General features: G+C 41.3%; 20 protein-coding genes. 15 read left to right on the top strand and 5 right to left on the bottom strand.

All coding sequences use genetic code 11. The annotated features are described in order from the left end of the window. The first annotated feature begins 10 nt into the window (after window positions 1-10). The 7 genes from ctaD (at window position 11) to BHE18_RS22865 (ending at window position 6,053) form a co-directional block, all read left to right on the top strand. On the top strand, window positions 11-1,879 hold the full coding sequence (gene ctaD / locus BHE18_RS07775) for a cytochrome c oxidase subunit I (RefSeq protein WP_071617998.1): 1,869 nt from the start codon (window positions 11-13) through the stop codon (window positions 1,877-1,879). Beyond that, window positions 1,879-2,508 (top strand): cytochrome (ubi)quinol oxidase subunit III, encoded by a 630-nt coding sequence (locus tag BHE18_RS07770; RefSeq protein WP_071617997.1) that lies wholly within the window; start codon window positions 1,879-1,881, stop codon window positions 2,506-2,508. Before ctaD ends, BHE18_RS07770 begins: the two co-directional genes overlap by 1 nt. Window positions 2,509-2,512: 4 nt before the next feature. After that, window positions 2,513-2,845: a cytochrome c oxidase subunit IVB gene (gene ctaF / locus BHE18_RS07765; RefSeq protein ID WP_071617996.1), complete on the top strand. Its 333-nt coding sequence runs from the start codon at window positions 2,513-2,515 to the stop codon at window positions 2,843-2,845. Window positions 2,846-3,354: 509 nt separating this feature from the next. Beyond that, the gene (gene ctaG / locus BHE18_RS07760) at window positions 3,355-4,260 is read left to right on the top strand and encodes a cytochrome c oxidase assembly factor CtaG (protein WP_071617995.1); all 906 of its coding nucleotides are present in this window, start codon (window positions 3,355-3,357) and stop codon (window positions 4,258-4,260) included. Window positions 4,261-4,334: 74 nt separating this feature from the next. Beyond that, window positions 4,335-4,796, top strand: coding sequence for a DUF420 domain-containing protein (locus BHE18_RS07755; protein WP_071617994.1), 462 nt, complete (start codon window positions 4,335-4,337; stop codon window positions 4,794-4,796). Between the two features lie 103 nt (window positions 4,797-4,899). After that, window positions 4,900-5,325 (top strand): GNAT family N-acetyltransferase, encoded by a 426-nt coding sequence (locus tag BHE18_RS22870; protein WP_141771825.1) that lies wholly within the window; start codon window positions 4,900-4,902, stop codon window positions 5,323-5,325. 71 nt (window positions 5,326-5,396) lie between these two features. Next, window positions 5,397-6,053: a GNAT family N-acetyltransferase gene (locus tag BHE18_RS22865; protein WP_141771824.1), complete on the top strand. Its 657-nt coding sequence runs from the start codon at window positions 5,397-5,399 to the stop codon at window positions 6,051-6,053. 48 nt (window positions 6,054-6,101) lie between these two features. Here the strand turns inward: BHE18_RS22865 and ytvI are convergent, their stop codons facing one another. Then, entirely contained in the window at window positions 6,102-7,160 is a 1,059-nt protein-coding gene (gene ytvI, locus BHE18_RS07745; protein ID WP_071617993.1) for a sporulation integral membrane protein YtvI, read from the bottom strand. A 387-nt stretch (window positions 7,161-7,547) separates the two neighbouring features. Beyond that, on the bottom strand, window positions 7,548-7,907 hold the full coding sequence (locus tag BHE18_RS07740; protein ID WP_071617992.1) for a YugN family protein: 360 nt from the start codon (window positions 7,905-7,907) through the stop codon (window positions 7,548-7,550). Between the two features lie 263 nt (window positions 7,908-8,170). Between BHE18_RS07740 and BHE18_RS07735 the strand changes: the two genes are divergently transcribed. Together BHE18_RS07735 and BHE18_RS07730 are read left to right on the top strand one after the other, a co-directional pair. Continuing rightward, entirely contained in the window at window positions 8,171-8,605 is a 435-nt protein-coding gene (locus tag BHE18_RS07735; protein ID WP_141771823.1) for a CBS domain-containing protein, read from the top strand. A gap of 345 nt (window positions 8,606-8,950) precedes the next feature. Then, on the top strand, window positions 8,951-9,868 hold the full coding sequence (locus BHE18_RS07730; RefSeq protein WP_235860263.1) for a CAP domain-containing protein: 918 nt from the start codon (window positions 8,951-8,953) through the stop codon (window positions 9,866-9,868). 56 nt (window positions 9,869-9,924) lie between these two features. Here BHE18_RS07730 and BHE18_RS07725 read toward each other — a convergent pair whose 3' ends face one another. Beyond that, window positions 9,925-10,410, bottom strand: coding sequence for a PaaI family thioesterase (locus BHE18_RS07725; RefSeq protein WP_071617990.1), 486 nt, complete (start codon window positions 10,408-10,410; stop codon window positions 9,925-9,927). 169 nt (window positions 10,411-10,579) lie between these two features. On the opposite strand from BHE18_RS07725, the gene BHE18_RS07720 reads away from it, so the two are divergent. The 4 genes from BHE18_RS07720 to BHE18_RS07705 all read left to right on the top strand — a co-directional run bounded on the left by BHE18_RS07720 (window position 10,580) and on the right by BHE18_RS07705 (window position 12,299). After that, window positions 10,580-10,993 carry a YlbD family protein gene (locus BHE18_RS07720; protein ID WP_071617989.1) on the top strand — a complete coding sequence of 138 codons (414 nt, stop codon included), beginning with the start codon at window positions 10,580-10,582 and terminating at the stop codon, window positions 10,991-10,993. A gap of 11 nt (window positions 10,994-11,004) precedes the next feature. Next, entirely contained in the window at window positions 11,005-11,247 is a 243-nt protein-coding gene (locus BHE18_RS07715) for a YlbE-like family protein (RefSeq protein ID WP_071617988.1), read from the top strand. A gap of 133 nt (window positions 11,248-11,380) precedes the next feature. Next, complete coding sequence (locus tag BHE18_RS07710; protein WP_071617987.1) at window positions 11,381-11,767, top strand: hypothetical protein; 387 nt, start codon at window positions 11,381-11,383, stop codon at window positions 11,765-11,767. Between the two features lie 88 nt (window positions 11,768-11,855). After that, the gene (locus BHE18_RS07705) at window positions 11,856-12,299 is read left to right on the top strand and encodes a YlbF family regulator (RefSeq protein WP_071617986.1); all 444 of its coding nucleotides are present in this window, start codon (window positions 11,856-11,858) and stop codon (window positions 12,297-12,299) included. Between the two features lie 39 nt (window positions 12,300-12,338). Here the strand turns inward: BHE18_RS07705 and BHE18_RS07700 are convergent, their stop codons facing one another. Then, on the bottom strand, window positions 12,339-12,653 hold the full coding sequence (locus tag BHE18_RS07700; protein ID WP_071617985.1) for a hypothetical protein: 315 nt from the start codon (window positions 12,651-12,653) through the stop codon (window positions 12,339-12,341). A gap of 167 nt (window positions 12,654-12,820) precedes the next feature. On the opposite strand from BHE18_RS07700, the gene BHE18_RS07695 reads away from it, so the two are divergent. After that, window positions 12,821-13,096, top strand: a complete 276-nt coding sequence (locus BHE18_RS07695; RefSeq protein ID WP_071617984.1) for a YlbG family protein — start codon at window positions 12,821-12,823, stop codon at window positions 13,094-13,096. Window positions 13,097-13,146: 50 nt separating this feature from the next. Here BHE18_RS07695 and BHE18_RS07690 read toward each other — a convergent pair whose 3' ends face one another. Further along, complete coding sequence (locus BHE18_RS07690; protein WP_071617983.1) at window positions 13,147-13,536, bottom strand: DUF7147 family protein; 390 nt, start codon at window positions 13,534-13,536, stop codon at window positions 13,147-13,149. Between the two features lie 395 nt (window positions 13,537-13,931). On the opposite strand from BHE18_RS07690, the gene rsmD reads away from it, so the two are divergent. After that, entirely contained in the window at window positions 13,932-14,480 is a 549-nt protein-coding gene (rsmD, locus tag BHE18_RS07685; RefSeq protein ID WP_071617982.1) for a 16S rRNA (guanine(966)-N(2))-methyltransferase RsmD, read from the top strand. Window positions 14,481-14,491 lie beyond the last annotated feature (11 nt).

Genomic DNA, 14,491 nt, shown 5'->3' with positions numbered 1-14,491 from the left:
AGGTTAAATCGTGAGTAGCTTAGCACAGAAAAAAGGCTTCGGTGCGACTGTTTGGGATTACTTGACTACAGTAGACCATAAAAAGATCGCCATCCTTTACCTTATGGCAGGAGGATTTTTCTTCCTACTCGGTGGATTAGAAGCTCTTATTATCCGTATACAGCTTGCAGTGCCTAATAGTGATTTCATTAGTGCAGGCTTATACAATGAAGTATTAACGATGCACGGTACAACGATGATATTCTTGGCAGCGATGCCGCTTATATTCGCATTCATGAATGCAGTTGTACCTCTACAGATCGGTGCTCGTGATGTTGCATTTCCATTTGTGAACTCACTTGGGTTCTGGTTATTCTTCTTCGGTGGAGTATTCCTGAATCTTTCTTGGTTCATGGGAGGAGCACCTGATGCAGGATGGACATCTTATGCATCTTTGTCAATGGCTTCTGAAGGTCATGGAATTGACTTTTATGTCCTAGGTTTACAGATTGCCGGTGCAGGTACATTGATTGGCGGTATCAACTTCCTTGTTACCATCATTAATATGCGTGCCCCTGGGATGACATACATGCGTATGCCATTGTTCACTTGGACAGCTTTTGTTACATCAGCACTAATCTTATTTGCATTTCCAGCATTGACTGTCGGACTATTCTTAATGATGTTCGACCGTATGTTCGGATCTAATTTCTTTGATGTTGCCAATGGCGGTAATACGATAATCTGGGAGCATTTCTTCTGGATCTTCGGACACCCTGAAGTATACATCCTTGTATTACCGGCGTTCGGAATTTTCTCTGAGATCATTCCACATTTCTCAAGAAAACGCTTATTTGGATACTCATCCATGGTATTCGCGACAGTATTGATCGGTTTCCTTGGATTCATGGTATGGGCCCACCATATGTTCACGGTTGGCCTTGGTCCGATTGCAAATGCAATCTTCGCAGTTGCCACGATGGCTATTGCAGTGCCGACCGGTATTAAAATCTTTAACTGGCTTCTCACAATGTGGGGAGGAAGCTTGCGGTTCACTACACCAATGTTGTATGCGGTTGCTTTCATTCCTTCCTTCGTTGCAGGGGGAGTCACAGGTATCATGCTTGCATCAGCTGCAGCTGACTACCAATTCCATGATACGTATTTCGTAGTGGCACACTTCCACTATGTAATCGTTGGTGGTGTAGTATTCGCACTATTGGCTGGAACGCATTATTACTGGCCGAAAATGTTCGGTACGATGTTAAATGATTTCCTTGGAAAAATCTCTTTCTGGTTATTCTTTATTGGATTCCACTTAACATTCTTTATCCAGCATTTCCTTGGTCTTATGGGGATGCCGCGTCGTATTTGGAAGTTCTTGCCTGGTCAAGGGTTTGAAACAGGAAACCTGGTTAGTTCCATCGGAGCAGGATTTATGGGAGTTGCTGTAATCATCCTGGTATTCAACATCATTATGACGCAAGTTAAAGGTGTAAAAGTTGGTAATGATCCATGGGGAGATGGCCGTACCATCGAATGGGCAATCCCATCACCTCCGCCATTCTATAACTTTAAGCAGACTCCGCTTATCCGTGGTTTGGATGCTTACTGGCTTGAGAAAATGGAAGGTAAGAAAGATCTTACTCCAGCAGAACCGATTGGTGATATCCATATGCCGAATAACTCTATTCTGCCTGTATTCATCTCATTTGGTTTATTTGTGGCAGCATTCGGTGCCATGTACCGTCCGGATGGAGAAGCATGGGCACTGCCTGTATTAATTATCGGTATGCTGATCACTTTAGGTTCGATGTTCTTGAGATCTGTAATCGACGATCATGGTTATCATGTTCACAAAGAAGATTTAATGGATGATGATAAAGGGGGTAAGGCATAATGCACGCTGAAGAAAAATTCACGCCGAAGACCTGGCCGGCCTCCCCTGAAAAGGCTACCCTTGAGGGGAAAAATAAGTTTATGGGATTCTGGTTCTTCCTTGGTGGAGAGACAGTTCTCTTCGGCTCACTATTCGCCACTTATTTAGCACTTAAGAATAAGGTGCCAAGTGAAAGCCATGCATTAACTACTGATATCTTTGATCTGCCTTTGTCATTTGTGGCGACAATGCTGTTATTAACGAGTTCACTGACTAGTGTTTATGCTATGTACCACATGAAAAATTACAATTTCCAGCGCATGCAGGCCTGGTTACTGATCACTGTCTTACTAGGTGCAGGGTTCCTTGGATTGGAAATTTACGAGTTTAATCATTATGTTCATGAATACGGGCATACTTTTACTAGCAGTGCGTTTGGATCTGCCTTTTACGCACTTGTCGGTTTCCACGGAGGACACGTGGCATTCGGTCTTCTTTGGATTATCAGCTTGATGCTCCGTAATGCAAAACGTGGTTTAAACCTTTACAACGCACCTAAGTTTTACTTAGCTTCACTATATTGGCACTTTATCGACGTTGTATGGGTATTTATCTTTACTGTAGTATACTTAATGGGAATGGTGGGATAAACTGATGGCGAATCAACAATCAAATTCAGGTAACCCAAGTGTAGATTACGAATACCGTCGTAAGAAAAATGCAGAAGACATGAGAATGCAGGTTACTTCATTCATGTTTATGATTTTCTTAACATTAGTTGCATTCATCGCTGTTGCAGGTGATTTTGATAAGTACTTCGTAGTACCATTCATCCTGCTGCTTGCAGTAGTACAATTGATTTTCCAATTATACTATTTCATGCATATGAGTCACAAAGGTCATGAAGCTCCTGCATTGTTCTTATATTCCGGAGCACTTGTAGCGTTTATCACAGTGTTAACATTCTTGACGATCGTATGGATCTAAATAAGAAAAGCCAGCCAATTCTATTGGCTGGCTTTTTTCTATTGTCGAGCTCCGGCGGCTAGAGGCTCGAGGTCATAAGCTAAATGGTCCATGAAGGCCAAGAACGCCTTCCCGGCCCATTCATCTTATGCTTGTCGCCTCTGAACGAGCCGCCTCTGCTTTTCTATTGTCGAGCTCCGGCGGCTAGAGGCTCGAGGTCATAAGCTAAATGGTCCATGAAGGCCAAGAACGCCTTCCCGGCCCATTCATCTTATGCTTGTCGCCTCTGAACGAGCCGCCTCCGCTTTTCTATTGTCCAGCTGCAGGGCTTAGAGGCACATGTCATAAGCCAACCCGGCCAAGAAGGCAAAGAACGCCTTCCCGACCGGTTCGTCTTATGCCACACGCCTCTGACCAAAGCCCTTCCGCTTTTCTTGATTGTTCATGAACTTGTCATTAGCTTGGATTGAAGTGGGGGGGAGTAGACAGTATAATGGGGGTAGCGGTGATTAGTGAAATGAGGTGAGAATATGCCGTTGGGTATATTTGGTTTTATGGCTTTATGGAGCCCGTTTTTTATCTTGGCATTGGTATTTATCACAGTTGTTTATTTTTTGGTCACAGTAAAGTGGAGAACGAGCTTTAAGGAAAGCACTCCGCTGACAGGAAAAGAAGCAGCTTATTTTTTATTGGCGATCCTCCTTTTATATGCCATCAAAGGTTCGCCTGTAGAAGTGATGAGCACGATATTATTTTCTGCTCATATGACTCAGATGGCCCTGCTGTACTTGGTTGTAACACCGCTCATTATTTTGGGGATCCCAAATTGGGTCTGGAAGGCAATAATAAACCTGCCAGTAGTTAAACCAGTATTTAAATTCATGACAAAGCCTTTGATTGCTCTGCTGTCATTTAATGTAGTGTTTTCGGTTTATCATATTCCTCTGGTATTTGACCATGTCAGAACAGATGTTACGGCTCACGGATTGGCTACAGTCATCCTGTTTCTATTATCCGTCGTCATGTGGTGGCCGCTTTTAAATCCTGCTGACGAGGACATTGACTTGGAAGGGTTAAAGAGAATTGGATATATTTTAGGAAGTGCTGTTTTATTGACGCCTGCATGCGGGTTGATCATTTTCGCGGAAAATCCACTGTATGCGCCATATTATGATTCGGAGGCGTTTATGAAATCCTTAGCCCTCTGTGTACCGGTTGATACTCTACAGGGCATGTCGCTGACCGGGCCGGAGTTATTCACCTCTATGTCGATTCTGAATGATCAGCAGCTGGGTGGCGTCATCATGAAAATCATTCAGGAAATCGTTTTTGGTGTTATGCTTTTTAATCTCTTCTTTCAATGGTATCGAAAAGATATGGAAAAGCAGGAGAAACTTTCGTATGATCCGGTGGTCGACCAAACAAGGACAGAGTGATCATGCAGGCAGGGATAGCTTGCCGCATTCCTGCCGTACATAGAATAAATATAGAAAAGTGAGGACTAGTAATAATGGGTGTACCAATTTTACCTACAATCAGTACCAGCTTCATTGTACTAAGTGCAATCACAGTAGCCATTGGTTGGTGGCAAATAAAACAAAGGAAAATCGAGAAGCATCAGGGGACGATGACCCTGGCTGGAATTTTTGCACTGATTTTCTTTATCATTTATGCAAGCAGAACCATTTTCGTCGGAAATACATCTTTCGGCGGACCTGATGATATTAAAATTTATTATACAGTTTTCTTGATTTTCCATATCACGCTTGCAACAATTGGGGCTGTGTTCGGTTTAATGAGTTTATGGACAGGATATAAAGAAAAATTGGCAAGACACAGAAAGCTGGGACCTGTCACCAGTATCATTTGGTTCTTCACCGCAATCACGGGGGTGGCTGTATACTTGCTGCTATACGTCTTCTATGAAGGCGGGGAAACGACATCTGTCATAAAAGCAATAATAGGGAGCTGAGTTTCCTGGTCCGTATAAGACTTTTCTTATACGGACTTTTTTTGCAGAAAAGGATACGCCGCATCTATGTCGAATTAACAAAGGAGGAAGGGGAAATCCTGAAATGACGTATAGTATAAAAAAACTGGATAAAAACCGTTTTGAAGAATCTTTACAGTTATCAGAATATGCTTTTCAATATAAAGTTCCAACAGAGAAGAGAGAAAAACGACTTCAACAGTTAAATGAGCAGGATGTATACGGTATCTTTCAAGAGGGTTCGCTTGCCGCAAAGCTTCACCTGCTATCACTGGAAGTGTGGCTGGGGAATGTGAAGTACCCGTTGGGTGGGGTCGCAGGTGTTGCAACTTACCCGGAGTATAGGCGAAATGGATTTGTAAGGAGATTACTGTCTCATGCCCTTGACGAAATGAATGATAAGGGGCAGACGATCTCGATGCTGCATCCTTTTGATATTCATTTCTACAGGAAATTCGGGTGGGAGGTTTTCGCTTATTTCAACAAGTTATATATACAAAAAAAGATTTAATCCCATTAAAGAATACAAATGGTATCATTAAAAGATTCACAAAGGAAACCTGCCCTGCAGAACTAAATGAATTGTATGACCGATATGCAAATAACCATAATGGAATGCTTGTCCGTAAAGAGGAATGGTGGAAAGAGAGATGTATCGGTGATTTATGGATTGCGATTTATTATGATGAAAATCAGGTGCCGCAAGGATATTTAAGTTATGAAGTTAAAAATGAAAAGATGAAGGTAGAGGAATTTATTCCATTGAGCGCCGAGGCGAGACATGGTTTATGGAGCTTCATCTGTCAGCATGATTCGATGATAAACGAGGCTGAACTGGTGCTGAATCCTAATGAGCCATTGCCATTTCTGCTCAGGAATCCTCGCGTGAAAATGGAGCGTTATCCTTATTTTATGAACAGGATTGTAAATGTGGAAAACTTCTTGAAGGAATATTTAAAGAATAGTGAGTTTGATGACCGTTTAATGATAACAATCAGGGATGAACAAGCTGATTGGAATAATGGTACTTTTTTAGTAGAAAGGCATGATATAAGAAAAAGCTCAGCGGTTGAAAATACTTTGAAAATGGATATCAACACGCTTTCAGCAGTCCTCTTTGGAATCTATACGCCAAAAGCACTGATGGAAATGGGAAAGATAGAAGGTACATGCGAAGAAACTTTTAAATTGGAAAAACTGATTAATGATAAGATTCCTTTTTTCTATGATTTCTTTTAAATGTTTGTTAAAAGGACCGGCCAAAATAAATGGCTGGTCCTTTTTTGATCAAACTTTAAAATTTGTTTTGATAATGCCGGCTTCTTTTGCTGAATTGAATACAATCAATATCATCGGGCCGATGATGAAACCGAGTACTCCGAAAAGCTTCAAGCCAAGATACATGGCAATTAAGGTTGCTAAAGGAGACAATCCAATATGAGTCCCCATGACTTTTGGTTCCACGGTTCTCCTGATGATTAATAGGATCGCGGCCAGTACGGCCAGCTGAGTACCCAGCGCAATGTTTCCTGTAATCAAATGGAATAATGCCCATGGTCCCAGAATGACAATGGAACCTATCAGAGGGATGAAATCAATGATCCAAATTACAAGAGACATTACAATCGCCACTTCAGGGGAGATGAAAAGCAACCCAATGAGTGAGACAAGGAAAATGATGATACTAACCAGAAACTGTGCTTTGAAAAAGCCGAAAATCACATAAGACAGCCGGGATGTCATGAAATTTACTTTTTCGGCAGTCCGTTCAGTCAGATGTCTGAATATACTCATCTTTATTCCGGGCAGATCCAGCATGAACAAAAAAAGTGCGATTAAATATACTAGAAAACTAACCAGGTAGCTTGGTATATAAGATAAAAAAGCGCTGATTTTTTCTATATTTAACGAGTTAAGTATCTTCGTCTTAACGGATGTAAGGAAGTTTTGCACCTCTTCACTGAACCCAGTTACCACTTCATCGGGGAAGTCTTCTGCAGCATCCAGGAGCTTTTCCTCGTAATCCAGCCATATTTCACTTAGTTGATTGATGTATTTAGGAGTGTCTTCAATCAGCTGGATTCCTTCTCCTACAACTTTTGTCGTTACAAAGACAGCGGATAAACCTATTAACAACAAGAAAAGGATAAATACGGATAATACCGCTATCTTTCTGTTGGTGGAAAATCGTTTTTGAGTGAACTTAACTGCAGGCTCAAGGAATAATGCAGTGATGAGAGCTGTAATCAAGGGGACAGATATCGGCAATATAAAAAATGAAAGGATTGCCAGGATGATGATGCTTAGTAGAATGATAAAAACTTTTCTGGTGAAAAACTTGGACAATTGAGAACCCCTTTCTAACATTTCCTCTTACTATTTATTATATTAAAGTAAAGAAAGAATGAACAGTAGGGAAGAAATTTTATTTTGATAATTTTGAGGCTGAGACTCTAAAAAAATCCCCGGAGGCAAAGTGCGCCTTCAGGGATTTTCCGCGTATTAGTCGCCTCCGCTTTTGGTATTGTCCAGCTGCAGGTCTTAGAGGCACATGTCATAAGCCAAACCGGACAAGAAGGCCTCTGACCAAAGCCCTTACGGATTTCTATCATCCAGCTACGGCGGCTATAGGCTCGAGACATAAGCTAAGCCGGACAATAAGGCAAAGAACGCCTTTTTGTCCGGCTCATCTTAAGCTTGTCGCCTCTGGGCGAGCCGCCTTCGCTTTAGGTATTACCAAGCGAATTCTGTTACTTCTTTTTTGACGTCTGCGATGAGTTTTTCACAAGATGTCAGAAGGTGTTTAGGGAAATCTTCGCCCTCACCGTACTCTACACCGTGCGGGTAGTAGTGTTTGCCCAATAGTGGGGTCATCAGTTGGACAACGGCGTCATGCTTGCCGATATCGCCTTCCACTGCCAGTCCTTGAATACGAAGATAGAAAACGCCTTCTCTGATTTCAAACTTTCGGTCGTATGTTACTCTTTCGTAATCCCACTGACCTGCACGGACAAGCCCATGTGATTCCATTATGTCATCAAGACGGTTCAAATCTACTTTTACACTCTCAATTCCTGTTTCTTCAAAACGCATAATATTTCCCTCCTATAGTGTCTGGCGAAAGGATCAAGGGTATAATGTCATGTTCCCATTGCCTTTTTGATGTTCTTGTTAACAGCATTTATATCGGCAATATGTAAGATGATACTAAATGCGGTATTTCTCATTCTTTATAATAGTGTAAAATTCTTTTTCTTGCAATGTTTGGATGAAAGCGATTTATGATTCTTTAAGGTGTATAAGTTATGGATGTAAGAGAAGAATAAGGACGATCTATAGATTGGAGGAGGATTAGGGTGCCGACGCTGAAAGAAATTATGACAAAAGATGTTGAAACATGCACGCTTCTCGATAATGTATATGAAGTGGCAGTGAAAATGAAGGAATATAATGTGGGCTCGATCCCAATCGTAGACGGTGACAAAATTGTGGGAGTCATCACAGACAGGGATATTGTCACTCGATGTGTAGCAGAAAAACACCCTGCTTCATCAAAAGTTGAGGATATCATGAGTAAGGAGCTTATCACGATCACGCCGGACTCCAATGCGGCCCAGGCAGCAAAGTTGATGGCAGATAAACAGATCAGAAGGCTTCCGGTAGTAGAAGGCGGCCGACTCGTAGGAGTCGTTTCCCTCGGAGATTTCGCCATAAGGGAATCTTTGGAGACGCAAGCGTCTATAGCGCTCGAAGAGATTTCTGAATCACACTTCAGCAACAAACCATGTTAACCAAAAAAGGCGATCCAACCATCGCCTTTTTAATATGGAATTAATTTAACATGATAATTACATACCCATCAGTTTTAGCGAAAAATAAAATATGCTATGCTTTATACAATACATAATAATCAGAAACATTTTAAATGGTATAATAATGCTAGTATTTTATGCATATCCTGCTAGAAAAGGCAGAGAGGAGGGAAATCTCTGAAGACGGTTTTTCGCATCGCTATTATTCTTGTATTTATTCTATTAATAAGTATTTATCAAAGTCTCGAGGACGAAAACGAACCTTTAAAGGGACCTGATACACAGACTCTTAAGAAGGATCACGATAATCAGCTGAAAAAGCCCTTGGAGAATGCCGGGGAACGGCCGGTGTCCGGTCTCTCTACCTGGATAGGGAAAGGTTCCGATAAAGTAATCGATGCTTTTGGCGAACCTGAACGAATCGAGCCCGGCCTGTACGGATATGATTGGTGGATTTATCCGATTTCTCAGAAGCAATACCTCCAGATGGGGGTGGAAGATAATAAAGTAGTCACTCTTTATGCAATCGGCAATGAAGTCGATGTCAGTCCATATAAGCTTGGCCAGAAGCTTGAAGACATCTATCGTTTTACCATTATCGAATCAGAAATTGTAGTCAATGATGAATCCGGCTCCTATCAATTTGAACTAAATGAAGAAGATCTTAATACCCGCCTGCTGGTTTCGTTAGGGGATATCTATGCACAGCTTTACCTTGATAAGTTCACAGGAGAATTAATGAGTATCCGATTTTTGGACAGCGCCACCCTTATTAAAATGCATCCATATGAAATGATGTACCGGGGCGAGCTTGCTGAGGAACCACAACCCACTGATGAAGAGTGGAATAAAATAGATACCGCAAGTGAACAGCAAATATTTGATATTACAAATGTGATGCGTGCTCAATTTGAGGCAGATGAGGTAGAGTGGAATGAAGAAACGGCAGAAGTAGCCAGGGGACATAGTGAGGAAATGTACGAAAAAGATTATTTTTCCCATGATTCTCCTGTGTTTGGAAGTCTTACTGATCGATTGGAATCCCATGAGATCACGTTCAAGTCTGCAGGAGAAAACATTGCCTCGCAATATACTGATGCTCCTGAAGCAGTACACGGCTGGCTGAATTCTGAAGGCCACAGAAAAATCCTTCTCGAAAAAGATTTTACCGATCTCGGAGTGGGAGTCCATAAAAGATATTATACTCAGAACTTCATCGAAAAATTTACGATAGACGAATAAAAAAGGTTGGCCATTCCAGGACACAAACCATCAGTCCTTGAAACGGCCAGCCTTTTTTATCTCTTTTCAAAAATAAAGAATGATCCGGTAGAATGAGCTACCAATTTTCCTGAGGAATTTGTAACCTTGCCTTCGACCACCATGGTCTTTGTTCCCTTATGAACAATTGTCGCACTTGCAGACAATTCTTCACCGACACCGGGTGATAGGTAATGAACATTTAAATTTGTTGTCACCGCTCCATATCCTTCAGGGAGCATCATATTGGCGAGTGTCCCCATTGCTGAATCCACCAGGGTGGCAGTTACACCGCCATGCACTATATTCAATGAATTATGTGTGACTTCAGTAATTGGGATACTTATTGTGAAATTTCCATCCACTGTAGATTTATCCATGGCGAAAATTCCGCCGATTATGGATTCATTCAAATTATTCTGCTTCCGCTTCACTCCATTCAGCAGCTGACGGATACTTACTACTTCTTCTTCATCAGCTGTTTCAAGTACTTCATCCAGCAATTTATGTAATTCTTCTTGCATAATCAAACATCCTTTTCTTTTACACAGCGTAAAATAATTTGAATACGACTGCTTTGTTTATCCGGCTGTTTCTACAAGAGCATTTTACTACAAAAAGGAATGTATCACCATTTTTTCATTCCCGTCATAAAATAATGTAGGTAAATGTCCTGAGCAGGAGGTGCTGGGAATGGGAAAATCATTACACCCTAAAGTAAAGGAATTCAAAGAATTTGTCAGAAAGCATCCCAGAATTGTAAAAGATGTGCGAAACGGAAATGCAAATTGGCAGGATTTGTTTGAAGACTGGTATTTGCTTGGGGAAGAAGATACCCGGTGGAACGCATACAGGGATGCTGAAAACAGCAGTGACAGTGAAGTAGAAAAAGAAGATAAAAGTAAAAATGGCTGGTTTGACCACGTAGGTGAATTAGTGAAGAAAATGGATGCCAATCAATTGCAAAGCCATATCAATAATATCAATGAAGTGCTGGGAACCGTCCAGGGTGTCATCAGTCAGTTTCAATCTAATCCAAAAGGGACCTCAGTGACAAACGAGACGCGTGCCAAGCCTTCTCATCCCTTTTCATTCAGAAAAGACTAGGGGGTCAAAGCATGAGAGGGGATATCATTGAATACATTCATTCCAATGAAGAATTGAAGTTGTTTTTGAGGGAAAAACCTGAATGGTACAGGAGACTTTCCCGAAATCCGAATGAGCTTGAAAAGTTTGAAATCGCGTCGATCAATCACTTTCAAAAAACGATTCCACACCGGGTCCAAAAATTCTCCAATGGAGTCCAGATGGCATCTATGATGATCAGCATGTTCCAAAGCATGAATGAATCATCCCAATAGGGTGAAAAAAAGGAAAGCGGCCGCTTTTCTTTTTTTTATTTTCTGTATATCAAATAAGGCGTTCCTAGTTGAATAAACGTGAGTAAACAACGGTAAAGTTGGGGATGGCTAAGATAAAGGAGTGGTTTCGACTATGAAAAAGTATATCGTTCTGGCTGCTGCACTGCTCATGGTATTAAGCGGATGTAAAGACAATGCCCCCCCTGAACCTGAAAGTTTCAGCTTTGTGAAAAAGGCGCAGGCCCAAGAAACACTGGCTGTTAAGCACATTGTCCAGGGTAATCAGGTATTTATAGAATGCATCGTGCCAGATGTAACGTTTTCCTCCTCAAAAAAAGGAGCAAAAAAGGGGAAAATCGTTGTGACTTCAAATACAAACGGTCTTTACAAGGAATATCACACTGCGGCATTCGTCATAAAAAACCTGCCCAAGGGCAATCATATATTGACGATTGAAGTAGTAAGCCCAAAGAATAAATCACTGGGAATAAAAAAACAAGTATACGTAACAATCCCTTAGAGGTTCATCAATAAGCGGGATTTTTTTACAAAGCGTATTCGCTTCCAGCTCCTAAACGTGTTAAAATAACGTTATGGAGGTGGGCACTATGCTTGCTACTATAGAAAGAATGGAAATTCTGGATAGTGCAGATGAACTATCCCAATGGATATTAAATTCCGATGTGGCAGAAAATTATCGGAAGTCTCTATATAAGCTTCGTAATACTGACGGTACGCAGACAAAAATACAACAGTTTACGCGTATGAAGGAACGTTACGAAGAGGTGCAAAGGTTTGGGCGTTATCACCCGGATTACAAAACGGTCATGAAGGAGATACGTGAACGTAAAAGGGAAATGGATATGGATGACAACGTAGCCGAATTCAGACGGGCTGAAAACGAACTTCAGGATCTGCTGGATAAAGTGAGTTTGATAATAGGACATTCTGTTTCTAAAAATGTTAAGGTTCCATCCGGCAATCCTTTCTTCAGTGGAAGTTCTTGTGGAGGGGGCTGCGGATCTGGAGGCAGCTGCGGCTGTTCAGCCTGACAGATGGAAAAGAGCTGGCGATCTTCGTCAGCTCTTTTTTTATTGCTTGAGTCTCACACAATCGACGCATAAGTTGCCGCAGCAGAACATTTTTTCCTGTGGTACGTAAAAGCGATGGCGGTATACGTATAAAGAAGGCTGGGATCTGAAGAATATCGTATCGGAATGCAGTCTTTTTCCTCTCATGGCACGTGCTGACCGTTTTCGGATCAAATATTCAACGTCCTCCCTGTCCATTTCGGTTTCTACATATAGAAACGGGATGCCTGCAATCCATTTGGCGTAACAGGTGTAAATACCGGGTTCATCACGAAGAGAATCGATAAAATCATCCCAAATATATGTTAAATCCATCTTACCCCTCCATCCAGACATTCAGTTCTCGTTTATGTATGTACTATACCCTAAATAAGATAAAAATGTTCCAGCGGACAGGGGGAATTCCAAAAGCCCTAAGCCCTTCCTCTTTTTCTGGTTTTGTGCTAGACTGATAAAAAAGTGATTCCTAGAGGGGAAACGGTATGTTGACGCAAAGACAAGGTTTAGTTGTTTGGTTACATAGTTTGAAGCATGCAAAGTCTTTGAGACGATTCGGGAATGTTCACTATGTTTCTAAAAAAATGAAATATGTTGTACTGTACTGTAATCAGGAAGACATTGAATCCGTCATGGAGAAAATCAATTCCTATTCTTATGTGAAAAGAGTGGACCCTTCCTTCAAGCCATTCATTAAATCAGTATTTGAAAATTCAAGACCTGATAAGGCGAAAGAATATGATTACAAGATGGGGTTTTAAAAAATCAGCTGCCAACAAAATTGTTTGGCAGCTTTTTTCGTTTGGGTGCTTTACTGCAGGGGTGAGATATAGTGATTCAATCTCAAGATGGCAATCAGATGCTGATAATAAAGATCTTTTTCCGGGAAGAAAGATGATGGCTTCACGTCGAGTTGAATAATCGTCTTGTCAAGTTCATCTGCGGTCTGCTCGAAAAGTGAAAACCTTTTATTTTCCATTATATTTGGATTGGGCACCCCTTCACGGCAGAAATAGATTGCCTGGAATTTCCCTTCGGCTGTCGGCTTCATAACGACTCCAAGCGAGGTGACCGGCCTGTTTTTCACGATGGTATGAAAGGCCATCAAATGCTGTACCCTTTCCTTGTTGTATCTTGCCATTTCCAATAATTCATAAATATCGGATAATCCTTCTCCCAATTCAATAAATCTTTGAATCATGTTTTGACTCCTTTTTATTCATAGTTAATCAGTTACTTATTATTTCAAACAAGCTTTGAGAAGTAAAGAAAATAAAAGGCAGAAAAAGGGAAGGGCGAACTAAAGCGTCATTGACAGGGGCTAAAAAAAATAAAAAGCCCTGCAGAAAAACCTGCAGGGTCCTTCTATATCCATTTCTGGAAAGAAGGCAAAGGGAGAGGAGAAACCGGAGGAAGAACTTATGGGGAAACGTAAGTCTTCTCCGCGGTTGGCAACAACATCAATTAGAATGTTGTTACTTCCATTATCACCTAACCATTTAATTTTATACATGTAGGAGGCAATTTTCCTAAGTGGCGAATCATGTAGATTTGTGTTAGGATAGTGAGGAAAAAATACATATATGGTGGATGATTATGAGAGTGATTTCAGGAACATTAAAAGGACGGCCTTTAAAAGCGGTCCCGGGAAGCGGCACGCGGCCGACTACAGATAAAGTAAAAGAGTCGATCTTTAATATGCTTGGTCCTTTTTTTGAAGGCGGAACCGGCCTGGATTTATTTGCAGGAAGCGGCGGACTGGGAATAGAAGCTCTCAGCCGGGGGCTGGATAAAGTAATTTTCGTGGACAAGGATTCGAAAGCACTGCAAACCATAAAGAATAATCTTAACGATTGTAAGTTGATGGATCAGAGTGAAGTGTACCGGAATGATGCCGGAAGAGCGCTTAAAGCATTAGTCAAACGAGAGGTTTCATTTGATTACATCTTCCTGGATCCCCCGTATAAACAGAAAAGATTAGAGGGACTGGTAGAATACATTGATGAGCACAACCTTTTAAATGAAAACGGTTACGTCATGTGTGAGTACAGTTCAGACACCGGACTGTCTGACAGGATCGGGAAATTGCATAAAGTGAAAGAAGAGACCTACGGCATCATCGGTATATCAATTTATACATATTAATTAATAGCAAA

Origin of the sequence: Rossellomorea aquimaris (genome assembly GCF_001877785.1) — a bacterium.
Classification (GTDB): domain Bacteria; phylum Bacillota; class Bacilli; order Bacillales; family Bacillaceae_B; genus Rossellomorea; species Rossellomorea aquimaris_A.
This window is presented reverse-complemented; position numbering and strand designations above follow the sequence as displayed.